This is a genomic window from Kitasatospora sp. NPDC127060 (assembly GCF_042724935.1).
GTDB lineage: Bacteria > Actinomycetota > Actinomycetes > Streptomycetales > Streptomycetaceae > Kitasatospora.
This window is the reverse complement of sequence record NZ_JBHXEG010000014.1, coordinates 1-24,512: the sequence shown is the minus strand read 5'-3', so window position 1 is coordinate 24,512 and position 24,512 is coordinate 1. Positions and strand designations below refer to the sequence as shown.

At 73.0% G+C, this 24,512-nt stretch carries 22 protein-coding genes and 1 pseudogene; 16 read left to right on the top strand and 7 right to left on the bottom strand.

Annotated features, from left to right (window positions below; genetic code table 11):
* Nucleotides 1-105: 105 nt before the first annotated feature.
* Nucleotides 106-1,299, top strand: coding sequence for an RtcB family protein (locus ACFWIS_RS11090; RefSeq protein ID WP_380462247.1), 1,194 nt, complete (start codon nucleotides 106-108; stop codon nucleotides 1,297-1,299).
* 79 nt (nucleotides 1,300-1,378) lie between these two features.
* Here ACFWIS_RS11090 and ACFWIS_RS11085 read toward each other — a convergent pair whose 3' ends face one another.
* Nucleotides 1,379-1,660 (bottom strand): HPr family phosphocarrier protein, encoded by a 282-nt coding sequence (locus tag ACFWIS_RS11085; RefSeq protein WP_380462248.1) that lies wholly within the window; start codon nucleotides 1,658-1,660, stop codon nucleotides 1,379-1,381.
* Nucleotides 1,661-1,886: 226 nt separating this feature from the next.
* Here ACFWIS_RS11085 and ACFWIS_RS11080 point away from each other — a divergent pair, with 226 nt between their 5' ends.
* From ACFWIS_RS11080 to ACFWIS_RS11065, 4 genes are all read left to right on the top strand, one after another.
* Nucleotides 1,887-4,733, top strand: a complete 2,847-nt coding sequence (locus ACFWIS_RS11080) for a GNAT family N-acetyltransferase (RefSeq protein WP_380462249.1) — start codon at nucleotides 1,887-1,889, stop codon at nucleotides 4,731-4,733.
* A 92-nt stretch (nucleotides 4,734-4,825) separates the two neighbouring features.
* Nucleotides 4,826-5,425, top strand: coding sequence for a DUF5998 family protein (locus tag ACFWIS_RS11075; RefSeq protein WP_380417931.1), 600 nt, complete (start codon nucleotides 4,826-4,828; stop codon nucleotides 5,423-5,425).
* Between the two features lie 107 nt (nucleotides 5,426-5,532).
* Nucleotides 5,533-6,720, top strand: coding sequence for an alkaline phosphatase family protein (locus ACFWIS_RS11070; RefSeq protein WP_380462250.1), 1,188 nt, complete (start codon nucleotides 5,533-5,535; stop codon nucleotides 6,718-6,720).
* A 61-nt stretch (nucleotides 6,721-6,781) separates the two neighbouring features.
* Nucleotides 6,782-7,438 carry a thymidine kinase gene (locus ACFWIS_RS11065; protein ID WP_380462251.1) on the top strand — a complete coding sequence of 219 codons (657 nt, stop codon included), beginning with the start codon at nucleotides 6,782-6,784 and terminating at the stop codon, nucleotides 7,436-7,438.
* A gap of 16 nt (nucleotides 7,439-7,454) precedes the next feature.
* Here the strand turns inward: ACFWIS_RS11065 and ACFWIS_RS11060 are convergent, their stop codons facing one another.
* Nucleotides 7,455-8,195: a VOC family protein gene (locus tag ACFWIS_RS11060; RefSeq protein WP_380462254.1), complete on the bottom strand. Its 741-nt coding sequence runs from the start codon at nucleotides 8,193-8,195 to the stop codon at nucleotides 7,455-7,457.
* A 166-nt stretch (nucleotides 8,196-8,361) separates the two neighbouring features.
* Here ACFWIS_RS11060 and ACFWIS_RS11055 point away from each other — a divergent pair, with 166 nt between their 5' ends.
* Nucleotides 8,362-9,237, top strand: coding sequence for a sulfurtransferase (locus ACFWIS_RS11055; RefSeq protein WP_380462252.1), 876 nt, complete (start codon nucleotides 8,362-8,364; stop codon nucleotides 9,235-9,237).
* 61 nt (nucleotides 9,238-9,298) lie between these two features.
* On the opposite strand, the gene sepH is transcribed toward ACFWIS_RS11055, so the two are convergent.
* Nucleotides 9,299-10,378 carry a septation protein SepH gene (sepH, locus tag ACFWIS_RS11050; protein ID WP_380462851.1) on the bottom strand — a complete coding sequence of 360 codons (1,080 nt, stop codon included), beginning with the start codon at nucleotides 10,376-10,378 and terminating at the stop codon, nucleotides 9,299-9,301.
* Nucleotides 10,379-10,895: 517 nt separating this feature from the next.
* Between sepH and ACFWIS_RS11045 the strand changes: the two genes are divergently transcribed.
* On the top strand, nucleotides 10,896-11,774 hold the full coding sequence (locus ACFWIS_RS11045; protein ID WP_380462853.1) for a hypothetical protein: 879 nt from the start codon (nucleotides 10,896-10,898) through the stop codon (nucleotides 11,772-11,774).
* Nucleotides 11,775-11,777: 3 nt separating this feature from the next.
* Here ACFWIS_RS11045 and ACFWIS_RS11040 read toward each other — a convergent pair whose 3' ends face one another.
* The gene (locus ACFWIS_RS11040; RefSeq protein WP_380462855.1) at nucleotides 11,778-13,100 is read right to left on the bottom strand and encodes a D-arabinono-1,4-lactone oxidase; all 1,323 of its coding nucleotides are present in this window, start codon (nucleotides 13,098-13,100) and stop codon (nucleotides 11,778-11,780) included.
* Nucleotides 13,101-13,238: 138 nt separating this feature from the next.
* Nucleotides 13,239-14,507 carry an MFS transporter gene (locus ACFWIS_RS11035; protein ID WP_380462857.1) on the bottom strand — a complete coding sequence of 423 codons (1,269 nt, stop codon included), beginning with the start codon at nucleotides 14,505-14,507 and terminating at the stop codon, nucleotides 13,239-13,241.
* Nucleotides 14,508-14,638: 131 nt separating this feature from the next.
* Between ACFWIS_RS11035 and ACFWIS_RS11030 the strand changes: the two genes are divergently transcribed.
* Together ACFWIS_RS11030 and ACFWIS_RS11025 are read left to right on the top strand one after the other, a co-directional pair.
* A complete protein-coding gene (locus tag ACFWIS_RS11030; protein WP_380462859.1) occupies nucleotides 14,639-15,781 on the top strand; it encodes a ferrochelatase in 1,143 nt (380 codons plus the stop codon).
* Nucleotides 15,778-16,638 carry an inositol monophosphatase family protein gene (locus tag ACFWIS_RS11025; RefSeq protein ID WP_380462861.1) on the top strand — a complete coding sequence of 287 codons (861 nt, stop codon included), beginning with the start codon at nucleotides 15,778-15,780 and terminating at the stop codon, nucleotides 16,636-16,638. The genes ACFWIS_RS11030 and ACFWIS_RS11025 overlap by 4 nt, the downstream gene beginning before the upstream one ends.
* Before the next feature lie 172 nt (nucleotides 16,639-16,810).
* Here ACFWIS_RS11025 and ACFWIS_RS11020 read toward each other — a convergent pair whose 3' ends face one another.
* Entirely contained in the window at nucleotides 16,811-16,996 is a 186-nt protein-coding gene (locus ACFWIS_RS11020; protein ID WP_030057688.1) for a hypothetical protein, read from the bottom strand.
* Between the two features lie 442 nt (nucleotides 16,997-17,438).
* On the opposite strand from ACFWIS_RS11020, the gene ACFWIS_RS11015 reads away from it, so the two are divergent.
* The 4 genes from ACFWIS_RS11015 to ACFWIS_RS11000 all read left to right on the top strand — a co-directional run bounded on the left by ACFWIS_RS11015 (nucleotide 17,439) and on the right by ACFWIS_RS11000 (nucleotide 21,555).
* Entirely contained in the window at nucleotides 17,439-18,092 is a 654-nt protein-coding gene (locus tag ACFWIS_RS11015) for a response regulator transcription factor (RefSeq protein ID WP_097235981.1), read from the top strand.
* 101 nt (nucleotides 18,093-18,193) lie between these two features.
* On the top strand, nucleotides 18,194-19,498 hold the full coding sequence (locus ACFWIS_RS11010; RefSeq protein WP_380462863.1) for a sensor histidine kinase: 1,305 nt from the start codon (nucleotides 18,194-18,196) through the stop codon (nucleotides 19,496-19,498).
* Between the two features lie 267 nt (nucleotides 19,499-19,765).
* Nucleotides 19,766-20,749 (top strand): acyl-ACP desaturase, encoded by a 984-nt coding sequence (locus ACFWIS_RS11005; protein WP_380462865.1) that lies wholly within the window; start codon nucleotides 19,766-19,768, stop codon nucleotides 20,747-20,749.
* 506 nt (nucleotides 20,750-21,255) lie between these two features.
* A complete protein-coding gene (locus ACFWIS_RS11000) occupies nucleotides 21,256-21,555 on the top strand; it encodes a DUF4193 domain-containing protein (protein ID WP_030057692.1) in 300 nt (99 codons plus the stop codon).
* A gap of 227 nt (nucleotides 21,556-21,782) precedes the next feature.
* On the opposite strand, the gene ACFWIS_RS10995 is transcribed toward ACFWIS_RS11000, so the two are convergent.
* Nucleotides 21,783-22,232 carry a DUF3093 domain-containing protein gene (locus ACFWIS_RS10995; RefSeq protein WP_380462867.1) on the bottom strand — a complete coding sequence of 150 codons (450 nt, stop codon included), beginning with the start codon at nucleotides 22,230-22,232 and terminating at the stop codon, nucleotides 21,783-21,785.
* 136 nt (nucleotides 22,233-22,368) lie between these two features.
* Here ACFWIS_RS10995 and ACFWIS_RS10990 point away from each other — a divergent pair, with 136 nt between their 5' ends.
* The 3 genes and pseudogenes from ACFWIS_RS10990 to ACFWIS_RS10980 all read left to right on the top strand — a co-directional run bounded on the left by ACFWIS_RS10990 (nucleotide 22,369) and on the right by ACFWIS_RS10980 (nucleotide 24,278).
* Nucleotides 22,369-22,947 (top strand): PaaI family thioesterase, encoded by a 579-nt coding sequence (locus tag ACFWIS_RS10990; RefSeq protein ID WP_380462871.1) that lies wholly within the window; start codon nucleotides 22,369-22,371, stop codon nucleotides 22,945-22,947.
* A pseudogene (dut, locus tag ACFWIS_RS10985) lies at nucleotides 22,944-23,478 on the top strand (dUTP diphosphatase). Before ACFWIS_RS10990 ends, dut begins: the two are co-directional and overlap by 4 nt.
* Before the next feature lie 2 nt (nucleotides 23,479-23,480).
* Nucleotides 23,481-24,278 carry a DUF3710 domain-containing protein gene (locus tag ACFWIS_RS10980; protein ID WP_380462869.1) on the top strand — a complete coding sequence of 266 codons (798 nt, stop codon included), beginning with the start codon at nucleotides 23,481-23,483 and terminating at the stop codon, nucleotides 24,276-24,278.
* Nucleotides 24,279-24,512: the final 234 nt, after the last annotated feature.

The window sequence follows — 24,512 nt, the reverse complement described above, 5'->3', positions numbered from 1 at the left end:
CTGCCTGAGCGCAGCCCCTCCCGAACTTCCCCGAGCCGCGCCGGGATTCTCTTTCGCGCGGCAGCACTTCTTCCGAACCCCCCGACCGCTGGAGGTCGTTCAACCATGACGTACACCGAAGTACCCGGCATCCGGGTCCCGATCCGGATGTGGACCGACCCGGCGACGGTCGAGGGCGCGGCCATGCAGCAGCTGCGCAACATCAGCTCCCTGCCCTGGCTGCACGGCCTCGCCGTGATGCCCGACGTCCACCTGGGCAAGGGCGCGACCGTCGGCTCCGTCATCGCCATGAAGGGCGCGGTCTGCCCGGCGGCCGTCGGCGTCGACATCGGCTGCGGCATGAGCGCGGTGAAGACCTCCCTCACCGCCAAGGACCTCCCGGACGACCTCTCCGGCCTGCGCTCCAAGATCGAGCAGGCCATCCCGGTCGGCCGGGGCCTCCACACCGACCCGGTCGACCCGACCAAGCTGCACGGTTTCCGCGCGGCGGGCTGGGACGACTTCTGGCAGCGCTTCGACGACATCGCGGAGGACGTCAAGTGGCGCCGCGAGCGGGCGATGCAGCAGATGGCGACGCTTGGCGGAGGAAATCACTTCATCGAATTGTGCGTTGATACGACGGGCGTGGTCTGGCTGATGCTGCACTCCGGCTCCCGCAACATCGGCAAGGAACTGGCGGAGCACCACATGGCGGCAGCCCGCTCGCTGCCGCACAACCAGGGCCTGGTCGACCGGGACCTGGCGGTCTTCCTCGCGAAGACCCCGGAGATGGCGGACTACCGCCAGGACCTCTTCTGGGCGCAGGAGTACGCGAAGCACAACCGGGCCCTGATGATGGCGCTCTTCCAGGGCGTCGTCCGAGGTGAGTTCGCCAAGGCGCAGGTCACCTTCGACGAGGTGATCAGCTGCCACCACAACTACGTGGCGGAGGAGCGGTACGACGGCGTCGACCTGCTGGTGACCCGTAAGGGCGCGATCCGGGCCGGATCCGGCGACTACGGGATCATCCCGGGTTCGATGGGGACGGGTTCCTACATCGTGCGCGGCCTCGGCAACGCGGCGTCGTTCAACTCCGCCTCACACGGCGCCGGCCGGAAGATGAGCCGCACCGCCGCGAAGAAGCGGTTCACCACGCGCGATCTGGCCGAGCAGACCAAGGGCGTGGAGTGCCGCAAGGACAGCGGCGTGGTGGACGAGATCCCGGGCGCCTACAAGTCCATCGAGAAGGTCATCGAGCAGCAGAAGGACCTGGTCGAGGTGGTCGCGCACCTCAAGCAGGTGATCTGCGTCAAGGGCTGAGCGGGCCGCGAGTCCCGCTGACAGCAGATCGGGGTGCCGCCACGATGTGGCGACACCCCGATCGGGCGGTTGCGGGCGCTCAGGCCGCGGCCGGGAGCTCGTCGAGGCCTTCGGCGACGAGCTTGGCGAGGCGGTCGAGGGCCTCGTCGGCGTTGGGGGCGTCGGAGGCCAGGATGACCTCCTCGCCGCCCTGGGCGCCGAGGGCGAGCAGGCCGAGCATGGAGGCGGCGTTGACGGGGTTGCCGCCCGGCTTGGCGATGGTGATCGGCACGCCGGTGGCCGTGACGGCCCGGACGAAGACGGAGGCGGGACGGGCGTGCAGGCCCTCGGCCCAACCGATGGTGACGCGGCGCTCGGCCATGAGACGTGCCTTTCCGGTGAAGCTGGTCACGGCCGTGCTCGGGGAGCGGGGGAAACGACCGTGTTGTCTAGACCAGTGTTGCACGCAGACAACCTCTGCGAGGCGTCGCGTTCGGGACTTGTGATTGTTTCTTTTCGGGGCATAAGGCCCGGCCAGTGGCCGTGTCCACCCTGCCGTGGGCCCGCGCCCGGCGCCATTCGGCCCGCCGCCGGATAACCTGACGATTGTGGAAGACCCGGCGGTGGCGAACCCCGCGCAACCCGACTATCCGCAGCACTGGGAAGCCGACGTCCTGCTGCGCGACGGCGGTACGGCCCGGATCCGGCCGATCACCCCCGGCGATGCCGGGCGGCTGGTGGAGTTCTACGAGCAGGTCTCGGACCAGTCCAAGTACTTCCGCTTCTTCGCCCCGTACCCGCGGCTCTCCGACAAGGACGTCCGCCGCTTCACCCACCACGACTTCGTGAACCGGGTCGGCCTCGCCGTGGTGGTCCGGGACCACTTCATCGCCACCGTCCGCTACGACCGGATCGACGCCGAGGGCCGCCCCTCCGACGACGGCACGGACGCCGAGGTCGCCTTCCTGGTCCAGGACGCCCACCAGGGCCGCGGCGTGGCCTCCGCCCTGCTGGAGCACATCGCGGCGGTGGCCCAGGAGCGCGGCATCCGCCGCTTCCAGGCCGAGGTGCTGCCGGAGAACCGCAAGATGGTGAAGGTCTTCACCGATGCCGGCTACACCCAGCGCCGCAGCTTCGCCGACGGTGTGGTGCACCTGGAGTTCGACCTCGAACAGACCGACCGCTCGCTCGCCGTGATGCGCGCCCGCGAGCACCGTGCCGAGGCCCGCTCGGTGCAGCGGCTGCTGACCCCGCGCTCGGTGGCCGTGCTCGGGGTCTCCCGCAATCCGCAGACCGTCGGCCGGGCCCTGCTGCGCGACCTGCTCGGCAGCTTCGACAGCGAGTTCGAGAGCCGGTACGAGCCCAAGGGCGCCCCGCGCGCCGTGTACGCGGTGAACCGCAGCGCCCCGCCCGGCACCGAGCTGGACGGCGTCCCGGTGCACCGTTCGATTCTGGACATTCCCGGACCGGTCGACCTCGCGGTGATCGCCGTCCCCGAGAGCGCCGTCCCGGCGGCCGTCGCGGAGTGCGGCGCGCACGGCGTGCAGGGCCTGGTGGTGGTCACCGCCGGCTACGCGGAGACCGGCCCGGAGGGCCGCGACCGCCAGCGCGCCCTGGTTCGCCAGGCCCGCGCGGCGGGCATGCGGGTGATCGGCCCGAACGCCTTCGGCCTGATCAACACCGACCCCGACCGCCCGCTGAACGCCTCGCTCGCCCCGCACCTGCCGGCCCGCGGCGGCTACGGGATCTTCTGCCAGTCCGGGGCGATCGGCGTGGCCCTGCTGGAGTCCGCCCACCGGCGCGGCCTGGGCATCTCCTCCTTCGCCTCGGTCGGCAACCGCGCGGACGTCTCCGGCAACGACTTCCTCCAGTACTGGGCCGAGGACGAGTCCACCGAGGTGGTGCTGCTGTACCTGGAGTCCTTCGGCAACCCCCGCAAGTTCACCCGGATCGCGCGCCGACTGGCCACCGCCAAGCCGGTGGTCGTGGTCAAGGGCGCCCGCCACACCGGCAGCCTGCCGCCCGGCCACGCCGTCCCGGCCACCGCCACCGGCCTGCGCGACGCCACCGTGGACGCCCTGTTCGAGCAGGCCGGGGTGACCAGGGTGGCGACCATCACCGAACTGTTCGACACCGGTGAGCTGCTCGGCCAGCAGCCGCTGCCGCCCGGGGACCGGGTCGCCGTGGTCGGCAACTCCGACTCCCTCGGGCTGCTCACCTACGACGCCTGCCTGAGCGCCGGACTGCGTCCGCGCACGCCCGTCGACCTCACCACCGGCGCGACCGGCGAGAACTTCCGGATCGCCCTGGACGTCGCGCTCAGCGACCCCGCCGTGGACGCGGTGATCGCCGTCGCCATCCCGCCGATCGGCACCTCCGCGCACGCCTTCATGGGCGGCCGGCTGACCGGCTCGGACGACCCCGAGTTGGGCTCGGACGACCTGGAGATCGCCACCGCCCTGCTCGAAGCGGGCGAGCGCGCACGGGGATTGGGCAAGCCCCTGGTGCTGGCCCACCTGGCCCTGACCGACCTGCCGACCCGGCTGCGCCCCGGCGGCATCCCGGCCTACCCGGCGCCCGAGCGCGCCGTACGCGCCCTCGCGCACGCCGTGCACTACGCCCAGTGGCGCCGCCGTACCGCCGCGGCGGAGGAGACGGCGCGCGTCCCCGACCTGGACCGGATCGACGAGCCCGGCGTCCGCACCCTGGTGGAGGCGGCGCTCAGCACCCGCAGCGCAGTTGCCGCGCGCACCCAGCCCGGCGGCGCCCGGATCACCCTGTCCGACGCCGAGTCCCGGCTGCTGCTGGCCCGCTACGGCATCGACGTCTCGCCGACGCTGCCCGCCCCGGACGAGGAGGCCGCCGTCCGCGCCGCCGAGCAGCTCGGCTACCCGGTGGCCCTGAAGGCGACGGCCCCGCACCTGCGCCACCGCCCCGATCTGGGCAGCGTCCGGCTGGACCTCACCGGCGAGCCGGGCCTGCGCCGCGCCCACCGCGAACTGGACGCCCTGCTCGGCGGCGCGGTCGGGGCCCAGCTGGTGGTGCAGCGGTTGGCCCCGCGCGGGGTGGACACCGTGATCGGCGCCACCGTCGACCCGGCGGTCGGCGCGATCCTGTCCTTCGGCCTGGCCGGCGCCCCCGCCGAGCTGCTGGGTGACGTCGCCCACCGCCTCGTCCCGGCCACCGACCAGGACGTCGCCGGGCTGATCCGGGAGGTCCGGGCGGCGCCGCTGCTGTTCGGCTGGCGCGGCGCCGAGGCGGTGGACACCGACGCGCTGGAGGAGCTGCTGCTGAGGGTGTCGCAGCTGGTGGACGACGTTCCGGAGATCGCCTCGGTGGACCTCGAACCGGTGGTCGTCGGCCCGCACGGGCTGGCGATCCTGGGAGCGCGGGTGCGGGTCGCGCCGCTTCCGATCCGCAGCGATCTGGGTCCGCGCGCGATGAGCACGCTGTAACCTTCCTTGGTTGCGCCTGCCCGTGGGCGCTGATGTCCGAAGCTCGGCGCCGCGCCGCCCGCTTCGTCGGCGGACCATGCCAGGATGGAGTTATGGCGAAGACCGGTACCACCACCACTCAGGACCTGCGCTCGGCGATCGAGCGCAGCGGCTACTACCCGGCCCTGGTGTCCGAGGCGGTGGAGTCCGCGGTGGGCCCGGAGCCGATCAGCTCCTACCTGGTGCACCAGGAGACGACCTTCGACTCCAACGAGGTGCGCCGGCACGTGACGGTGCTGGTGCTGACCCCGACCCGGTTCGTGGTGAGCCACACCGACGAGCAGTCCGGTGACGCGGGCAGCCCGGCCGTGCCGTTCGCGACCACCTCGACGGAGAGCGTCCGGCTGGACCGGATCGGCTCGGTCGTGCTGAGCCGGATGGTGGCCAACCCGGAGACGTACACCCCCGGCACGCTGCCGCGTGAGGTGGTGCTGACGATCGGCTGGGGTGCGGTGCAGCGCCTGGACCTGGAGCCGGCCGGCTGCTCCGACCCGAACTGTGAGGCCGACCACGGCTACACCGGCTCGGCGACGGCCGACGACCTCTCGCTGCGGGTGAGCGAGGCCGGGGACGGCCCGGAGACAGTGGCCCAGGCACTGGTGTTCGCCCGGGCGCTGTCCGACGCGACGATCGACAACGGCCCGAGGGTCTGAGGCCCGGCCGGGCCCCGCCGTTCGCGCCCCCGTTTCCTGTTCGCGCCCTCGTTCGCGCCTCCGGCCGCGTGCCCGGCCGCGTTCCCGACCGCTACGAATCCGGTTCCATGTCCTTCGCACCCCCCGACGGCTACGACGCCTTCGAGATCCTCGACCCGGCCGACGCTCCCGCGCCCCCGTACGGCAGCGGCTCGCTCTGCGACCTGCTGCCCTCGGTGGCGGCGGGCCTGGGCGTCCCGGGGTTCACCGCGACCCTGCCGATCTCCCCGGCCGACCGGGCGGTGGTGTTCCTGGTGGACGGCCTCGGCTGGGAGCTGCTGCTGCGCCACCCCGAGTACGCGCCGTTCCTGTCCTCGCTGGCCGCGAGCTCGCTGGGCGGCACCGGCCGTCCGCTGACCGCGGGCTTCCCGTCGACCACCGCGACCTCGCTGGCCTCGGTCGGCACCGGGACACCGCCGGGCCTGCACGGCCTGGCCGGGTACACGGTGGCGGTGCCGGGAGCCGACTACCTGATGAACCAGCTGCGCTGGCAGCCGCACACCGACCCGCAGGTCTGGCAGCCGTACCCGACGGTGTTCGAGCAGACCCACCGGGCCGGGGTGGCCACCGCCCAGGTGTCCTCCCCGCTGTTCGCCCAGACCCCGCTGACCAGGGTGGCGCTGTCCGGCGGCACCTTCCTGGGCCGTACCACCGGCGAGGAGCGGATGGACCTGGCCGCCTCCTGGCTGGCCGAACACGACCGGGCGCTGGTGTACACCTACGTCAGCGAACTGGACGGCGCGGGCCACCGCTTCGGGGTGGACTCCGACGAGTGGCGGATGACGCTGGACGCGGTGGACCGGCTGGCCCGCCGGCTGGCCGAGCAGCTGCCGCCGCGCTCGGCGATGTACGTGACCGCGGACCACGGCATGATCGACATCGCGCCCGAGGACCGGATCGACTTCGACGAGGACTGGGAACTCGGTGCCGGCGTCGCCCTGCTCGGCGGCGAGGGCCGGGCCCGGCACGTGTACGCGGTGCCGGGCGCCGCGGCCGACGTGCACACGGTCTGGAGCGAGGTGCTGGGCGACCGGATGTGGGTGGCCACCCGGGACGAGGCGATCGCCGCTGGCTGGTTCGGTCCGACCGTCGACGAGCGGGTGTACCGGCGGATCGGCGACGTGGTCGCCGCCGCGCGCGACGACATCGCGATCATCGCCTCCCGCAACGAGCCCGGCGAGTCCGCGATGATCGGCCTGCACGGCTCGATGACCCCGGTCGAGCAGTTCGTGCCGCTGCTCGAAGTCCGTGGCTGAGCCTGCCCCTTGACTCCTCCGTGCCCGAACCCCCCTGATGTGAAAGGCCTTTGCTCCACCCATGGCTGAACTGGTGTTCTTCTCGGGCACGATGGACTGCGGCAAGTCGACGCTGGCGCTGCAGATGGACCACAACCACGCCGCGCGCGGCCGGCAGGGCGTGATCCTGACCCGCAACGACCGGGCCGGCGCCGCCACCATCTCCAGCCGGCTGGGCCTGCGCGCCGACGCGGTCGAGGTGACGGACGACTTCGACTTCCACGCCCACGTGGTGCACCGGCTCTCGGCGGGCGGCCGGGTGGACTACCTGATCTGTGACGAGGCGCAGTTCTTCGCCGCCGAGCAGGTCGACCAGCTGGCCCGGGTGGTGGACGAACTGGACATCGACGTCTACACCTTCGGCATCACCACGGACTTCCGCACCCGGCTGTTCCCGGGCTCGCAGCGACTGATCGAGCTGGCCGACCGGGTCGAGGTGCTGCAGGTCGAGGCGCTGTGCTGGTGCGGCGCACGGGCGACCCACAACGCCCGTACGGTCGGCGGGGTGATGGTGGTCGAGGGCGCCCAGGTGGTGATCGGCGACATCTCGGTGGCCGAGGACGAGGTCGGCTACGAGGTGCTCTGCCGCCGCCACCACCGCCGTCGGCTGACCGCCGCGACCGCCCGCGCCTCGGTGCTCTCCCCGGACGTCCTGCCGTTCGAGGAGCAGCAGGTCTGACCGGCGAGTGGGCGGGTCACGGCGCTTCGAGCACCGAGAAGTGCCCGCCCTGGGGGTCGGCCAGCCGAGCGGCGCGGCCGCGGGCGGTGTCCTGCGGCTCCACCAGGACGCGGCCGCCGAGTTCGACGGCCTGACGGGCGGTCAGTGCGGCGTTCCGGACGGCGAAGTGGGTGCGCCAGCGCGGCGGGTGGCCGCGCAGGTCGGCGTGGTGGCGGATGCCGGCGACCGGGCGCCCGTGCACCAGCAGCGCGGTCTCGTCGGCGTCGTCCCGGACCGGCCGGTCGAGCACGGTGCCGTAGAAGGCGGCGGCGCCGTCGGCGTCCGGGGTGAGCAGTTCGGCCCAGGCGGGGCCGCCGGGGTCCTCCCCGGCTTCCCGGCCGAGGTGCTCCTCGGCCTGCCAGAGGCCGAAGACGGCGCCGGAGACGTCGGAGGCGATGGCCATCCGCCCGGCGCGTTCGGCCTGCACCGGCCCGACCGCGACGGTGCCGCCGCATTCGCGCACCAGCTGGGTGGTGCGGTCGGCGTCGTCCACGGCGAAGTAGGTGGTCCACTGCACCGGGAAGCCGGTGGCGGTGGAGACGCCGAGGCCGGCGACGGGGGTGCCGTCGAGCTCGGCCCGGACGTAGGCGCCGAGTTGGCCGGGCCCGGGGGAGTACGTCCAGCCGAGCAGTTCGCCGTAGAAGGCGCGGGCGCCGGGCAGGTCGTCGGTCAGCAGGCTGACCCAACAGGGCGTGCCCTGGGCCAGTCGGAGTTCCACCGCGGGCAATGCGGGCCTCCTCACGGGTGGTTGGCGCACGGAAATCCTCGCGCGCGAGGGTGATGCTTCCACTCTGGCGCGCGCCCAACCCTCGACCCGCGCGGAAAGTCCGGCAAAGAGCGCACAAAGAGCCGTGGTCGGGGCGCGCCGCGCGACAATGGCCGGTATGACCACCTTCAACGACGGTTCCCCGCTGATCTCCGCGGCCGGGCTGCGGGAGGCGCTCGCCTCCGCAAACCCGCCGGTGCTGCTGGACGTGCGCTACCAGTTGGTCGGCGCCGCGCCGGGCGGCCCGACCGCGGCCGAGGAGTACCGGGCCGGGCATCTGCCCGGCGCCCACTTCGTCGAGTTGGACCGGGACCTCGCGGCCCCGCCCGGCGCTCCTGGTCGGGGTGGGCGCCACCCGCTGCCGGACCCGGAGGAGTTCGGCGCGGCGATGCGCGGCTTCGGGGTGAGCGCCGGGCGCCCGGTCGTGGTGTACGACGGTGCGGCGTCGATGGCGGCGGCCCGGGCCTGGTGGCTGCTGCGCTGGGCCGGGCACCGGGACGTCCGGGTGCTGGACGGCGGTTTCGCGGCCTGGCGGTCGGCCGGGCTGCCGGTGACGGCCGAGCTGCCGGAGCCGGCGGAGGGTGACTTCAAGCCCGTCCCGGGGCAGTTGCCGACGCTGGACGCGGACGGCGCCGCGGCCTGGGCGCGCGAAGCCCTGCTACTGGACGCCCGGTCGGGGGAGCGCTACCGGGGCGAGACCGAGCCGGTGGACCCGCGGGCCGGGCACGTTCCGGGCGCGGTGTCGGCGCCGACCTCCGAGAACGTGGGCCCGGACGGGAGGTTCCGCCCGGTCGGCGAACTGCTCGCCCGGTTCGCGGCGTTGGGAGCGGAGGGGGGCAAGGCCGCGGTGTACTGCGGTTCGGGTGTGACGGCGGCTCACCAGATCCTGGCGATGGCGGCGGCGGGCCTGGACGCCACGCTGTACCCGGGCTCGTGGAGCGAGTGGTCGAGCGACGCGGGCCGCCCGGTGGCGGTGACCGACCAGCCGGGCTGAGCCCGGACACGCCGGAGGGGCGGGAGGCCCGGCCTCCCGCCCCTCCGGCATGTCCGGGGACTCACTCCTGCTTCTTGCGCCGACTGCCGAAGACGATCTCGTCCCAGCTGGGCACGGTGGCCCGGCGCCCGGGCCGGACGCCGTCCGCCTCGGCCTGCCGGTCGGTGGTGCCGACCAGGCGCTCGCGGTGCGGGGCGACGGCTCGCGGCATCAGGATGTCGGCGTAGGCCGAGCCCGCGCCGACCGCCGGGGCGGCGGCCGCGGCCGGCTCCTCGCTCTCCTCGGCGACCTCGGCGGGTACCGGTTCGATCGGGGCGGGGCCGCCGACGGCGAGGTCGCCGCGGAAGGCGGGGACCACGTCGAGCAGGCTGGTCAGCGAGTCCCGGGACTCGGCGGTGGCCTCGCGTGACTCGCGGACCTCGCGGGCCGACATGATGCGGTCGGCGGAGGGCCGGTCGATCATCGGGCGGGGCGGCCGGTCCTGGGGGAGCCGGGCGATCCGCGGGATGAACGGGAAGACCGAGTCCTCCTCGCGCTCGACGGACTCGCCGATCAGCGCCCGGGCCTCGTCGTCGTTGGGCTGGACCAGGCGCCGGGGCGGGTCGTACGTCCAGGAGGCGCTGCGGCCCTCGCCGTCGGCGCGGTAGGAGAGGATGACCTCCCAGGTGCCGTCGTCGCGCCGCCAGGAGTCCCAGCGCTCGGTGTCCTTCTCGGCGCCGCGCAGGGCGAGGCGTTCGGCCACGGCGTCGCCGAGCTGCGGTCCGGGGGACTCGCCGTTGCGGCGGATGGCGGTCTTGCGGGCGCGCTCGGCCATGAAGGCGCGTTCGGCGAGGACCGGTCCTTCGAAGCGGCGGACGCGGTCGACGGAGATGCCGGCGGCCTGGGCGACCTCCTCGGCGGAGGCACCGGCTCGTATCCGGGCCTGGATGTCCCGGGGGCGGAGGTGGCTCTCGACCTCGATCTCGATCTGGCCGAGGCGCGGCCGGTCGCCGCGGATGGCGGCGCGCAGCCGCTCGTCGATGGGGAGGGTGTACTCCGTGCTGTCGGCAGCCTTGAGCACCAGCCGTGTGCCGTCGTTGCTGACGGCCACAACCCGCAGTTCGGGCACGGTTACCTCCCGGGTGGTGCCTGCCGACGTCACCTGCGTCGCTGCTCCCGTACTGAGTGTGGCCTGCCCACTCGCGACTGGCCACAACCTTGCTGAGTTCCCCGGCGTGTCGGGCTTACGCCCCGCCACACCGCTGTGGCACGGTTGCCTTTTTGCCACGTCATCCGTCGACGTCGCGCCTGGGTGTCCCGGCCGTCCTCGCACGCGGAGTGTTCGCGACGATCCGGGACCGGCGTCGCCGTGCGTGCCCGTTCCGTGGCTCTTCGTCAAGCTGCCGGTGAAGGCACAGTCGACATGTCGACCCAGGGCTCGGGCTTTACGAACAGTACTCCATTCGTGGCATCCGAAGGGGCGGCTCGCCGCTCAAGTCTCCCGCGATTCACGGGAATCTCAAGAGCGCGCGCCCCCAACAGCAGACCATCGCCGGATGAACGGTGATCATCTTCACACAATCCGGGCGCGAAGAACCGCATTTTCGTCCCTTGTGTCCTTCTTTGGGCAAGATGGAGAGGCTTGTTCGAGTAGCAGCCGTACGGACCGAGGGATGTTGATGCCGGAGCGGAGCCCCGCCGAGGAGGGCGGCAAGGAGGAGCGCAAGCGGATCGATCTGAGTGTGGCTCAGGTCGCGGCGAGCGCGTTGGCCGCGGTGGTGGGCGCACTGCTCGCCTCCGAACTCGGCGTGTACGGCACGATCATGGGCGCGGCCGTGGTCAGCATCGGGGCCACCACGGGCGGCGCGGTGTTCCAGCACGTGTTCCGGCGGACCGGCGAGCAGCTGCGCGACGCGGTGGACCGCGGGCCGAACCCGACCGTGAACACCCTGCGCCAGGTGCCGGCCGGTCCGGAGCGGCCCGAGCCGTCGGCGGAGCTGCCCGCCGGACCGCCGGTGATCACCTCGGAGTGGAACGAGCCGCAGGTGGTGCGGGCGCGCCGGCGGTTGGGGTGGCGGGGTTACGCGGCGGTGTCCGGGCTGGTGTTCGTGCTGGCGATGACGCCGATCGTGGCGTTCGAGCTGGCCACCGGGCAGCCGGTGTCGGCGACGGTCAAGGGCGAGTCCGGTAACGGGACGTCCTTCGGCGGCACGGTGGCGCCCAAGGACCAGGCGCCCGAGGACGCCCCGGCGGAGCGGCCGTCCACCGGGGGCGGCGGGCACGGCCCGGAGAGCACGCCGTCCGGCCCCGCCTCGGCCCCGGCGACCACCCGGCCGACCCGGGAGCCGAGCCCGACCCCGAGCGGCGGCACCGGCGGGCACGGCGGCGGCGCCTCGCCCTCGGCGGGCCCGAGCGCGAGCCCGTCCGCCGGGGCCTCCCCGTCGGCGGGCGGCGGCGCGAAGCCCACCGGCGGGACCACGTCCCAGCCGCCGCTGCCGACCGACGCCCCGGCGAACGCGACCGTCGCCCCGCCGCCGGCCGGGACCGCCGCGCCGTAGGGGTCAGGCCCCCAGCACCCGCCGCAGGTAGTCGTTGCCGAACAGGCGCTGGGGGTCGACCTCGTCGCGCAGCGCCGTGAAGTCGGCGAAGCGGGGGTAGACGCCGGCCAGGTACTCGGCGTCGCGGGTGTGCAGCTTGCCCCAGTGCGGGCGGCCCTGATGGGCGGTCATCAGCTGTTCCACCCCGGTGAAGTAGCCCTGGTCACGGGTGCCCCGGTAGAGGTGGACGGCGATGTAGGCGCTGTCCCGGCCGGAGGCGGTGGAGAGCCAGAGGTCGTCGGCGGGGGCGAAGCGCACCTCGACCGGGAAGCCGACCTTCCAGTCGGAGCGTTCGACCAGGGCCTTCAGCTCGCGCAGCACCTCGGCGACGGCCGCGCGCGGCACGGCGTACTCCATCTCCAGGAAGCGGACCTTGCGCGGGCTGGTGAACACCTTGTACGCGGTGTCGGTGTAGCTGCGGTCGGACCAGGCGCGGCTGGCGAGCGAGGCGATCGAGGGGATGGAGCCGGGGAAGCGGCGGCCGACCCGGCAGGCGCCCTCCCAGACGGTGTTGGAGAGGAAGTCGTCCTCCAGCCACTCCTTGAACCGGGGCAGCGGGGCGGCCGGGCCCTGGCTGCGGTTGTTGCGCTTGGTGGAGCAGCGGTCGGTGTGCGGGAACCAGTAGAACTCGAAGTGCTCGTTGACGGCGGTGAGGTCGTCGAGGCGCTCCAGCACCTCGTCGAAGCCCATCGGCTGCTCGTGGGCGGTGAGCAGGAAGGCCGGTTCGACGCCGAAGGTGAGGGCGGTGATCACCCCGAGGGCGCCGAGTCCGAGCCGGGCGCCCTGGAAGAGCCGGGGGTTCTCGGTGGGGGAGCAGCGCCGGACGGTGCCGTCGGCGAGCACGATCTCCAGGGCGCGGATCTGGGCGGCGAGCGAGCCGGAGTCGCGGCCGGTGCCGTGGGTGCCGGTGCTGGTGGCGCCGGCGACGGTCTGGACCTCGATGTCGCCCATGTTGGTCAGGGAGAGGCCCTCGGCGGTGAGGATCCGGTTGAGCCGGCTCAGCGGGAGGCCGGATTCGACGGTGATGGTGCCGGCCTCGCGGTCGATCTCGCGGACGGCGGTGAGCGCGTGCGGCCGGACCAGCAGGCCGTCGCCGGGCGAGGCGATCGCGGTGAAGGAGTGGCCGGAGCCGACGGCCTTGACGCTGCGGCCCTGTTCGGCGGCGCGCCGGATCTCCCTGGCCAGTTCCTCCGCGGTGCCGGGGGTGGCGCTCCGGGCCGGTCGGGCGCTCTGGTTGCCGGCCCAGTTGGTCCACCGGGTGCGGGTCGCGGTGCTGGCCTGGGGCATCTGCGCTGCCTCCTGCTCCGTGGCCGAACGGGGTCGGCGCGGTCTGCGGCGGCGCGGCCGCCCCAGGGCTCGTCCGCGGTGTCCGGGAGGCGGGCCCTACCCGCGGGTAGGGCCACGGGTAGGGCGAGATTAGTCAGTTCACCGTTCGGCGTCTACGGGTCGGTCGACCGTTCCGCCGGCCGTCCGGGCGGGCTGTTCGGCGCCGAGTCCGGCGCGCAGCCGGCCGAGTCCGGCCAGGGCGGCGAGCACCCCGAGCGCGCCGGCGGCCAGCGGCACCCAGTAGCCCGCGGCGGCGCCGGAGGCGTCGACGACCCAGCCGCCGGCCGAGGAGCCGGTCGCGACGCCGAGGGCGAGCCCGGTGGTGGTCCAGGTCATGCCCTCGGTGAGCTGGGCGGCCGGGACGAGCCGTTCGACCAGGGCCATCGCGGTGATCAGGGTGGGGGAGATGGCGATGCCGGCGACCAGTAGGGCGCCGCCGACGGCGACCAGTCCGCCGATGCCGTGCACCGCGTGGGCGACCAGCAGCAGCGGCACCATGCTGAGCGCCATGAAGAGCACGCCGAGGAAGAACCGCATGGCCATCGAGCCGGTGGGCTTGACGGCGCCGAACACCACCCCGGCCACGCAGGAGCCGAGCGCCCACAGGGCGAGGATCACGCTGGAGATCGACTTGTGCCCCTGGGCCTCGGAGAAGGCGACGGTGACCACTTCGACCGAACCGAAGATCGCCCCGGTGGCGACGAAGGTGAGGATCAGTACCTGAAGGCCGCGGTTGCGGATGACCGAGCGGCCCTCGTGCCGGGCGGCCTCGTGGACCGGGGGCTCGGTGGAGCGCTGGCCGGCGAACAGCAGCACGCCGACGGCGAGGAAGATTCCGGCGAGCAGCACGCCGGCCTCCGGGAAGACGGAGGTGGCCAGGCCGATGGAGAGGATCGGGCCGACGATGAAGCAGACCTCGTCGACCACGGCCTCGAAGGAGTACGCGGTGTGCAGCCGGTCGGCGTCCTCGCGGTAGAGGTGGGCCCATCGGGCGCGGACCATCGCTCCGGTGCTCGGCATCACGCCCATGCCGGCGGCGAAGACGAACAGCGTCCAGTCCGGGGCGTTCAGCCGGGCGCTGAGCAGCAGGCCGACGACGGCGCCGATGGTGAGGGCCATGGCAGGGACGATGATCTTCGCCTGGCCGTGCCGGTCCACCAGTCGGGAGACCTGGGGGCCCAGGACCGCGGCGGAGACCGCCAGGGTCGCCGAGACCAGGCCGGCCACGCCGTACGAGCCCCGGAGTTGGGACAGCATGGTCACGATGCCGATGCCGGTCATGGAGATCGGCAGCCGGGAGACGAAACCGGTGGAGGAGAAGGCCACGGTGCCGGGCGCGGCGAATATTCGGCGGTAGCTGGACAGCACGTGAGCTCCGGGCAGTGGGGTAAGGAACAAGGGTGGTCTAGACAGCTTACGTACGTTGGCAAACGGTATTTTCCGGACGCCCGCGCGGCCCCGGCGCCGACGCCCGACCCCTCAGTGGCAGGATCGGAGCCATGTCCGACGCGCGCAAACCCTCCGCCTCCGGCGCCGCCCCGTACGACGCCCTGCTGTTGCTCTCCTTCGGCGGGCCCGAGGCCCCCGAGGACGTCGTCCCGTTCCTGGAGAACGTCACCCGGGGCCGCGGCATCCCCAAGGAACGGCTGAAGGAGGTGGGCAAGCACTACTTCATGTTCGGCGGCGTCAGTCCGATCAACGAACAGAACCGGGAGCTGCTCGCCGCCCTGCGCAAGGACTTCGCCGAGCACGGGCTGGACCTCCCGGTCCACTGGGGCAACCGGAACTGGGCCCCGTACCTGGTGGACACCCTGCGGGAGATGGCCGCGGACGGCCACCGCCGGATCGCCGTGCTCGCCACCAGCGCCTACGCCGGCTACTCGGGCTGCCGCCAGTACCGGGAGAACCTGGCCGACGCGCTGGCCACCCTGGCCGAGGAGGGCGTCCCGGCGCTGACCGTCGACAAGCTGCGCCACTTCTACAACCACCCCGGCTTCGTCGAGCCGATGATCGACGCCGCCCTGGCCGCCCTGGCCGAGCTGCCCGCCGAGGTGCGGGACGGCGCCCGGCTGGCCTTCACCACCCACTCCATCCCGGACGCGATGGCCGAGACCTCCGGCGCCCCGGACGACCCGGCCCGCGGCACGCCCGGCGGCGCCTACGTCGCCCAGCACCTGGACGTGGCCCGGCTGATCGCCGCGGCCGTCGCCGAGCACACCGGCGTGGCCGACCGGCCGTGGCAGCTGGTGTTCCAGAGCCGCAGCGGCGCCCCGCACGTCCCGTGGCTGGAGCCGGACATCTGCGACCACCTGGAGGCCCAGCACGCCGACGGCGCGCCGGCCGTGGTGATGGTCCCGATCGGCTTCGTCTCCGACCACATGGAGGTCAAGTACGACCTCGACACCGAAGCCGTCGCCAAGGCCGCCGAACTGGGCCTGCCGGTCTCCCGGGCGGCCACCGTCGGTGCCGACCCGCGGTTCACCGCCGCCGTGCGCGAGCTCGTCCTGGAGCGGGCCGCCACCGAGCGGGGCGAGGCCGTGACCCGCTGCGCCCTCGGGGCCCTGGGCCCCAGCCACGACGTGTGCGCGGTGGCCTGCTGCCCCAACCCGCGCGCCCCCCGCTCGGCCGCCGCCGAGCGATGACCCCTTTCGAGCGTCGACCCCTTCCGGAGGAGATTCCCGTGCCCACCCCCGCCCTGCCCGACGACGGGCTCCTCGACGACCTGCTGGAGGTCGCCCTGGACGCGGCCCGGCAGGCCGGCGCCCTGCTGCGCGACGGCCGCCCCGCCGACCTCGGCGTGGCCGGCACCAAGAGCAGCCCGGTCGACGTGGTCACCGAGATGGACCTCGCCTCCGAGAAGCTCATCGTGGAGCTGATCGCCGACCGCCGCCCCCAGGACGGCTATCTCGGCGAGGAGGGCGCCGAGCACCCCGGCACCAGCGGGGTGCGCTGGGTCGTCGACCCGCTCGACGGAACGGTCAACTACCTTTACGGGCTGCCCTCCTGGGCGGTCAGCGTGGCCGCCGAGGTGGACGGCCGGGCGGTCGTCGGAGTGGTCTATGCCCCGGCCCGCGGCGAGCTGTTCCACGCCGTGCTGGGCCGCGGCGCCCACCTGGACGGCCGGCCGATCTCCGCCCGCCCGGCCCCGCCCTGGGGTCAGGCGCTGATCGCCACCGGCTTCAACTACGTCCAGCCGGTGCGGGTGCGCCAGGCCGAGGTGCTGCTGGCCCTGATGCCCGAGGTGCGGGACGTCCGCCGGGCCGGGGCGGCCGCGGTGGACCTGTGCGACGTGGCCGCCGGGCGGCTGGACGGCTACTACGAGCGCGGCCTCGCCCCCTGGGACCGCGCGGCCGGCTGCCTGATCGCCACCGAGGCCGGTGCCCTGGTCGGCGGCCGCCCCGGGCACGGCCCGGACGGCGAGCTGACCGTGGCCGCCGCCCCCGGCGTGTACCAGCCGCTGCAGGAGCGGCTGGCCGCGCTGCGCGCCTGGGAGGACTGAGGACACTTCGGCTTCCCGAAGGCCCGCGGCCGCTCGGGGAGCCTTCGGGAAGCCGAAGCCCCGGCGGAGAACCCTTCGGGACAGCGAAGAGCCCTGGCATACGGGGGATGCCAGGGCTTGGGGTTTCGCACGGCCCCCGCAGGGCCGCTGGTGCCGGGGTGCCGGCGTCGGGTCAGGCGGCGGTGCGGTGGCGCTCCAGCACGGTGTCCACACCGTGCTCGGCGGCGAGACGACGCAGGTCGTCCAGCTCGGACTGCTCCACCTCGGCGAGGAACTCGTCCCCGGCCTCGATCGCGCGGTGCAGGTCCTGCTCGGCGTTGGCTATGCGCTGCAGGATTCCGGCCTTGAAGGCGTCCATACGGGCCCCCTTACTGTGTCGGACGTGCACGGTCGTGCGCTCTCCGCCCTGAGGAGGGTCCAGCCGGTGAATGCGCCCTGGCCGACAGGTGAGAACTCCGGTCGGGCGCGGAGACGGCCCTTCGGCCGCTCCCGGTGACGTCCCAGCCCCAGGGCCGGCGCGGATGAACGCACGGCGGGTGGGTGCGATCGGCCAACAGCCAGATCGCGGGTGTGCAGCTGTCCTCCCCGCCCGGGAGGCCGGGAAACCTCCCGGCGGAAGAAAGTTGCCCGTGTCACAGTCCAAGCGGAGCGCTTCCGGCACGAACGGTCACCGCCGTGCGGCCCGACCCCCTGCCCGTGGGGCAGCTTATCGCTGCTTTACCGCAGGACCAGGCAGGATGGAGGCACCGTCGGAGCCGTGCGTCCGCTTCCGGGGCCGGCCTGGAGAAGGGACAACCACCGTGCGGGTTCTCGTCGTCGAGGACGAGCAGCTGCTTGCCGAGGCCGTCGCGACCGGCCTGCGCCGCGAGGCGATGGCCGTCGACGTGGTGTACGACGGGGAGGCCGCGCTCCAGCGCATCGCGGTCAACGACTACGACGTGGTGGTCCTGGACCGCGACCTCCCGCTGGTCCACGGCGACGACGTCTGCCGCAAGGTGGTCGAGCAGGGCCTGGCGACCCGGGTGATCATGCTGACCGCCTCCGGCGACATCAGCGACCGGGTCGAGGGACTGGAGATCGGCGCCGATGACTACCTTCCGAAGCCATTCGCCTTCAGCGAACTCGTGGCCCGGGTAAGGGCACTGGGCCGCCGCGCGACCGTCCCGCTGCCCCCGGTGCTTGAGCGGGCCGGCATCTCGCTCGACCCCGGCCGGCGCGAGGTGATCCGCGACGGGCGCACCGTCCAGCTCGCCCCCAAGGAGTTCGCCGTCCTGGAGGTGCTGATGCGGGCCGGCGGCGCCGTCGTCTCCGCCGAGCAGCTCCTGGAGAAGGCCTGGGACGAGCACACCGACCCGTTCACCAACGTCGTGCGGGTCACCGTGATGACGTTGCGCCGCAAGCTCGGCGACCCGCCGGTGATCGTCACCGTGCCGGGCTCCGGCTACCGGATCTGACCGGAATCCGACCCCCGGAGTCCGACCCCTGGGATCCGCCCCCCCGAGGATTCCCCGCCGTACCCAGCGCCCGCCCCCGGCGGACGCCCGAGAGGACCATCATGACCACCCCGCCGCCCCCGGCCGGCGGGCCCTCCGGCGCGCCCGCCGGCGGCCCGCGTGCCGTACCGCCCAAGCCCGTGCACCCGCCGCGCCCGCCCCGGCTGGGCCAGCAGGAGACCTACGTGCCCGGTGACGGGCTGCTCGCCTGGCTGCCGTTCCGCCCGACGATCCGGATGCGGCTCACCCTGCTGTACGGCGGGATGTTCCTGATGGCCGGCGTGGTGCTGCTGCTGGTCATGTACTTCTTCGTCCAGCAGGCGCTCCAGCAGGTCGGCCAGCCGCACCTGGTGCTCAACGGCATCCCCGTGCGGACCCCGGACGGCCAGATCATCACCAACCAGTCCGCGCTCGACCAGTGGCTGAACGACAACAAGTCCATCGAGGCCGCCGCGGCGCTCAACACCCTGCTGCGCAAGCTGCTGACCGTGCTGGTCTGCCTCGCCGTGATCGCCTTCGCGGCCGGCTACGCGATGGCCGGCCGGGTGCTGCGCCCGCTGGGCCGGATCACCCGCACCGCCCGGGACGTCGCCTCCTCCGACCTGCACCGCCGGATCGAGCTGGACGGCCCGGACGACGAGCTCAAGGAGCTCGCCGACACCTTCGACGACATGCTGGACCGGCTGGACCGCTCCTTCGACTCCCAGCGCCGCTTCGTCGCCAACGCCTCGCACGAGCTGCGCACCCCGCTGGCGATCAACCGCACCCTGCTGGAGGTCCAGCTCTCCGACCCGGCCGCCTCGCCCGACCTCCAGCAGCTCGGCAAGACCCTGCTGGCCACCAACGAGCGCAGCGAGCAGCTGGTCGAGGGCCTGCTGCTGCTGGCCCGCAGCGAGAACGAGCTGACCGACCGCCGGGCGGTGGAGCTGTCCGAGGTGGCCACCCGGGCGTTGGAGCAGAGCCGGGGCGAGGCGGACAAGCGGGAGGTCGAGCTGCGCTCCAAGCTCGACCCGGCGGTGGTCGCGGGCAACGGTGTGCTGCTGGAGCGGCTGGCGCTCAACCTGCTGCAGAACGCCGTCCGCTACAACACCCCGGGCGGCTGGGTCGAGCTGGCCACCGCCACGGTGCCGGGCGGCGGCGAGCTGGTGGTCTCCAACACCGGCCCGGTGGTGCCCGGGTACGAGCTGGAGCACATCTTCGAGCCGTTCCGTCGGGTGAAGGGCGCCGACCGCACCCGCAGCGACAAGGGGGTCGGGCTGGGCCTGTCCATCGTCCGCTCGGTGGTGCGCGCCCACGGCGGCACCGTCGAGGCCACCCCGCGCGCCGGCGGCGGCCTCACCATGCGGGTGCGGATTCCCTCGCCCTGACCCCCGCGCAGGGCCGTTACGCCGGTATCGACCCCGGGTGCTGCCGCGTTCCGTGGGCGACCGTTTTCAGCCGCCCCCGCCAGCCTGTCAAGACGACATAAGGCCTGGCGGGGGCGGCTTGTCTTTTCCGGTCCGAGCAACTTACGGTGTCGTAACCTACGCAACCGTAAGTGCGACCGCCGGTCTCTCCGCCGACGGCTCCGAGAAGCGGACGCGTGCCCGCCCAACGCGCCCGTCCCGCGCGTACCCGTCCCCAGGAGCAAGACTGTGACCATCGCCCCCGTGCAGAGCAGCCCCTCGCTCGGATCGAGCGGCTGGACCGACGCGCGACTGATCCTGGCCCTCGAAGAGGTCGTCGAGAAGGAGCTCAACCGCCACCTGGGGGTGGCCAAGGAGTGGATGCCGCACGAGTTCGTCCCGTGGAGCCAGGGCCGCGACTTCGACGGCGTGCTCGGCGGCGAGGCGTGGCACCTCGAGCAGTCCCAGGTGACCCCGCTCGGCCGGGTCTCGCTGGTGGTGAACCTGCTGACCGAGGACAACCTCCCCAGCTACCACCACGAGATCGCGACCATGTTCGGCCGCGAGGGCGCCTGGGGCACCTGGGTGCACCGCTGGACCGCCGAGGAGGGCCGGCACGGGATAGCCATCCGCGACTTCCTGCTCGCCACCCGGGCCGTCGACCCGGTGGAGCTGGAGCGGGCCCGGATGTCCCACATGTCCGAGGGCTTCGAGTCCGACAACGCGCACAGCATGCTCCACTCGGTCGCGTACGTGGCCTTCCAGGAGCTCGCGACCCGGATCTCGCACCGCAACACCGGCAAGTACGCGGGCGACCCGCTGTGCGACCAGCTGTTGGCGAAGATCGCCAACGACGAGAACCTGCACATGGTCTTCTACCGGAACCTGCTGAAGGCCGCCCTGGAGATCGCCCCGGACCAGGCCATGCGCGCCATCGCCGACGTGGTCATCAACTTCCGCATGCCCGGTCACGGCATCCCCGGTTTCGAGCGCGCAGCCGCGCAGATCGCCCTCGGCGGGGTGTACAACCTGCGCATCCACCACGACGACGTGCTGCAGCCGGTGCTGCGCAAGCTGCGGGTGATGGAGATCGACGGCCTCGGCCCCGAGGGCCTGCTGGCCCAGAACGAGCTGGGGGTCTTCCTGGACGGGCTGGACGAGCAGGCGCGCAAGTTCGAGGAGCGCCAGGCCGCGCTGCTGGCCCGCCGGGAGGCCCGCCGGAACGCCGGCTAGGGCGCCCGCGGGGGCGCTCCGGCGAGCTGTCACGCCCTCCGGAGGAGAGGGCGGACTGGGTGGATTTTCCGTGGTTTGACCCAGAAGATTCTGAACGTGACCAAGGTCACACCGTGTCGCTCCGCGATGCCGGGTGACCCCGGAGAGTGATCACTCCATCGGAGGTGTCGATCGCCGTCCGTGACCGGAATCCAGCCTGCCACCGGTTCGCAGGATTGGTCGGCGTCCCTGGTGGGCAAGGGATTCAGCGGACACCAAGGCGGGTCCCGCTCACTGTGAGTCGCCGATCCGGCGGGCATTCGGCGGGTCGGCGATGGCCCAGCGTGAGGCCTTCCACGCCCCGGAGGATCACCCCAACGGAGCCCGGGCTGAGTGTCGATTGAGTAACGGGGCTTGAAGTAAGGCAAAATCTCCGCCTCGGGTCGGGCACAAGACCGACCCCCCATGCGTTACGTGCGCTGGAGATACCGCACACACCGCACAAACCCGGAGGGGGAGAGCGAAAAATGGCAACCGACTACGACACCCCACGCAAGACTGACGACGAGCTCAACGAAGACAGCATCGAGGAACTCAAGGCTCGGCGGAACGACAAGGGCGGCGGCTCCGTCGACGTCGACGAGTTCGACGCCGCCGAGGGCATGGAGCTTCCCGGTGCCGACCTCTCGAACGAGGAGCTCGCGGTTCGGGTCCTGCCGAAGCAGGCCGATGAGTTCACCTGCATGAGCTGCTTCCTGGTCCACCACCGCAGCCAGCTGTACAGCGAGAAGAACGGCAACCCGATCTGCCGGGACTGCGGCGCCTGAGCACCGCAGCGGACAGCGCCTGGTGCCCGTGGCTCCCGCGGCACCGGCACCCCGCCCCTTCCGGCCCCGGGCAGCGGGGCCGGACGGCAGGTCCGCGGACCGTCCTGCGGGACGGGCCCGGGAGGACGGAGTCGGTCGGCCGCGTGCCGGCCAGGACAAAGTCGTAGGGACGGTCCCGCAGCAGCGGAACCGTCCCTCTCGGTCTTTCGGGGCCTGTGGTGCGTCGGCTACGTACGGGCGCCGCGCCGGGCCTCCTCCAGTGCCTCGGCCAGCTTCATGGGCGAGCGGGTCGACAGATAGAGGTAGGGCGTCGGGTCGGCCGGGTCGCTCACCTCGACCCGCAGCGCGGTCGGGACGTAGCTGCGCAGCAGCATGAAGGCGCGTGGATCGGCCTTCGGGCCGCGCCAGGCGGCGGCCTCGGCGGGGCTGAGCGCGTGCGCGGCGCCCAGCGCGTCCACCGGGATCCGGGCCGGTCCGGCCACCAGCGAGCCCTGCACCACCCGGATCCGGGCCGAGCCGTAGCTGCTGATCGCCACCGCGCCGACGGCGATGCCGACCACCAGGCCGACCAGGGCGGCCAGCCCGCTGACCCGGATCAGGATCAGGGCGAGGGTCAGACCGACTGCGACCGGGAGCAGCCACCAGGAGCGCGGCACCGTGAGGCGTTCGTCGTACATGCCCCCCATTGTGGGCGCCCCGACGCCCGGGCCGGGACGCCACCCCCATCGGAGGCCTTGCTACCCCTGGGTAGGCTGGGGAGCCGTGACCGGTACGACCACCCCCACGACCCCCACCGACCGGTCGGCGCCCGCGTTGCCGCCGACCCCCACCACCCCGCCGCCGGGCGCCGTGATCCCGGAGCGCCACCCCGAGGCGCCCGCCCCCGGCACCCACCTCGGCTCGCACTACGAGCACTGCTTCGGCTGCGGCCCGCAGCACCCCGGCGGCCTGCGGATCGACGCGGTCGCCGGCGAGGGCCTCGACGTCACGGCAGAGTTCACCGTCCGGGACGTCCACCAGGGCGGCCCCGGGCTGGCCCACGGCGGCGTGCTGACGACGGCGATGGACGAGACCCTCGGCACGCTCAACTGGCTGCTGCACGCGCCCGCCGTGACCGGCCGGCTGGAGACCGACTTCCTCAGCCCGGTGCCCGTCGATTCGGTGCTGCACCTGCGCGCCTGGGTCACCGGAGTGCACGGCCGCAAGATCTACAGCGCCGCCGAGGCGCGGATCGGCGGCCCGGACGGACCGGTCGCCGTGCGCGCACAGGCGCTCTTCATCCAGGTGAAGCTGGAACACTTCACCACGCACGGTCGTGCCGAGGACATCGACAAGGTCCTCGACGACCCGGATCTGATGAAGCGCGCACGAGCCTTTGAGGTGAACCCTTGAGCGAGACCCCCCGTCCGCAGCTGGACGTCCTGATCAAGCGCATCGACGCCGAGCTGCCGCTGCCCGAGTACGCGCAGCCCGGGGACGCCGGCGCCGACCTGCGGACCACCGTCGACGCCGAACTGGCCCCCGGCGAGCGGGCGGTGCTCCCCACCGGCATCGCCGTCGCGCTGCCGGACGGCTACGCGGCCTTCGTCCACCCGCGCTCCGGGCTGGCAGCTCGTTGCGGAGTTGCTCTCGTGAACGCCCCGGGGACGGTCGATGCCGGGTACCGTGGAGAGATCAAGGTGATCGTCGTCAATCTGGACCCGCGCGAGGGGGTCAGCTTCCGCCGAGGGGACCGGATCGCCCAGCTGGTCATCCAGCAGGTCGAGAAGGCCCGCTTCCACGAGGTGGCCGAGCTGCCGGGGTCGGCACGCGCCGAGGGCGGGTTCGGGTCGACCGGTGGCCACGCCGGGGTCTAGCATTCCCGCGGCCTCGCAGGAAGCCGAGCAGGTATTCGCATCGGTCTTGGACCGGGAAGGACAGTGACCGTGTTCCGTCGTCGCCAGAAGAGCGAGGACGCTGTCGAGCAGCTCGCCGACGACGCCATCAGCGCCGACGAGACGGCCGATGACGTCGAAGGTTCCGCCGAGAGCGAGAACGTGACCGAGCTGGACCCGGCCGACAAGGTCGGCCTGCCGCCGGCCCCGCGGCCGGACGGCCCGTGGGACCACACCGAGCTGGAGACCCCGGAGGAGGGGCGAGTCGACCTCGGGGGTCTGCTGGTCCCCGGCGTCGAGGGCATGGAGCTGCGGGTCGAGGTCGCCGGTGACGCGATCGTCGCCGCCACCCTGGTGCTCGGCAACAGCGCCATCCAGCTCCAGGCCTTCGCGGCCCCGAAGTCGGAGGGCATCTGGGGAGAGGTCCGCGAGGAGATCGCCAACGGCATCACCTCGCAGGGCGGCCTGATCGACGAGGAGGAAGGCCCGCTCGGCTGGCACCTCCGCGCCCAGGTCCCCGTGCAGCTCCCGGACGGCACCCAGGGCGTGCAGCTGGTGCGCTTCGTCGGTTGCGACGGCCCGCGCTGGTTCCTGCGCGGTGTGATCTCGGGCCAGGCCGCCGTGCAGCCCGAGATGGCCGGCATCCTGGAGCAGGTGTTCCGGCAGACCGTCGTCGTGCGCGGTGAGAGCCCGATGGCTCCCCGCGACCCGATCGTGCTGAAGCTTCCCGAGGACGCCCAGATGGTCGCCGACGGTGGCGGGGCTGCCGCCGCCGCGGGCGAGGGCGAGGGCCGCTACGGCTCGCTCGACCCGTTCGCGCGCGGCCCGGAGATCACCGAGGTCCGCTGATCCTCGGCCGACCGGTCATCGCTGCTGATCGCCTCCGCCCGGAGCCCCAGGCGGAGGCGATTTGCATGTGGCGGGTCGGTCCCCGTACAGTTCCGGAGTCGCCGCGGGAGACCGGGGCGACAAAGCGGAAAGCGAATCCGATGAATGAAACTCCGGAAAACGGAGCGGAAAACATCTGATAAGCTGGAAACACGAAAGAACGAAGCGCCCGGAGGGCCCGCTGGAAGGCGGTCC

Coding starts and splice junctions, on each gene's coding strand:
- ACFWIS_RS11090 (WP_380462247.1), top strand. CDS start 106: ATGACGTACACCGAAGTACCCGGCATCCGGGTCCCGATCCGGATGTGG.
- ACFWIS_RS11085 (WP_380462248.1), bottom strand. CDS start 1,660: ATGGCCGAGCGCCGCGTCACCATCGGTTGGGCCGAGGGCCTGCACGCC.
- ACFWIS_RS11075 (WP_380417931.1), top strand. CDS start 4,826: ATGGCGAAGACCGGTACCACCACCACTCAGGACCTGCGCTCGGCGATC.
- ACFWIS_RS11070 (WP_380462250.1), top strand. CDS start 5,533: ATGTCCTTCGCACCCCCCGACGGCTACGACGCCTTCGAGATCCTCGAC.
- ACFWIS_RS11065 (WP_380462251.1), top strand. CDS start 6,782: ATGGCTGAACTGGTGTTCTTCTCGGGCACGATGGACTGCGGCAAGTCG.
- ACFWIS_RS11055 (WP_380462252.1), top strand. CDS start 8,362: ATGACCACCTTCAACGACGGTTCCCCGCTGATCTCCGCGGCCGGGCTG.
- ACFWIS_RS11045 (WP_380462853.1), top strand. CDS start 10,896: ATGCCGGAGCGGAGCCCCGCCGAGGAGGGCGGCAAGGAGGAGCGCAAG.
- ACFWIS_RS11040 (WP_380462855.1), bottom strand. CDS start 13,100: ATGCCCCAGGCCAGCACCGCGACCCGCACCCGGTGGACCAACTGGGCC.
- ACFWIS_RS11030 (WP_380462859.1), top strand. CDS start 14,639: ATGTCCGACGCGCGCAAACCCTCCGCCTCCGGCGCCGCCCCGTACGAC.
- ACFWIS_RS11025 (WP_380462861.1), top strand. CDS start 15,778: ATGACCCCTTTCGAGCGTCGACCCCTTCCGGAGGAGATTCCCGTGCCC.
- ACFWIS_RS11020 (WP_030057688.1), bottom strand. CDS start 16,996: ATGGACGCCTTCAAGGCCGGAATCCTGCAGCGCATAGCCAACGCCGAG.
- ACFWIS_RS11010 (WP_380462863.1), top strand. CDS start 18,194: ATGACCACCCCGCCGCCCCCGGCCGGCGGGCCCTCCGGCGCGCCCGCC.
- ACFWIS_RS11000 (WP_030057692.1), top strand. CDS start 21,256: ATGGCAACCGACTACGACACCCCACGCAAGACTGACGACGAGCTCAAC.
- ACFWIS_RS10995 (WP_380462867.1), bottom strand. CDS start 22,232: ATGTACGACGAACGCCTCACGGTGCCGCGCTCCTGGTGGCTGCTCCCG.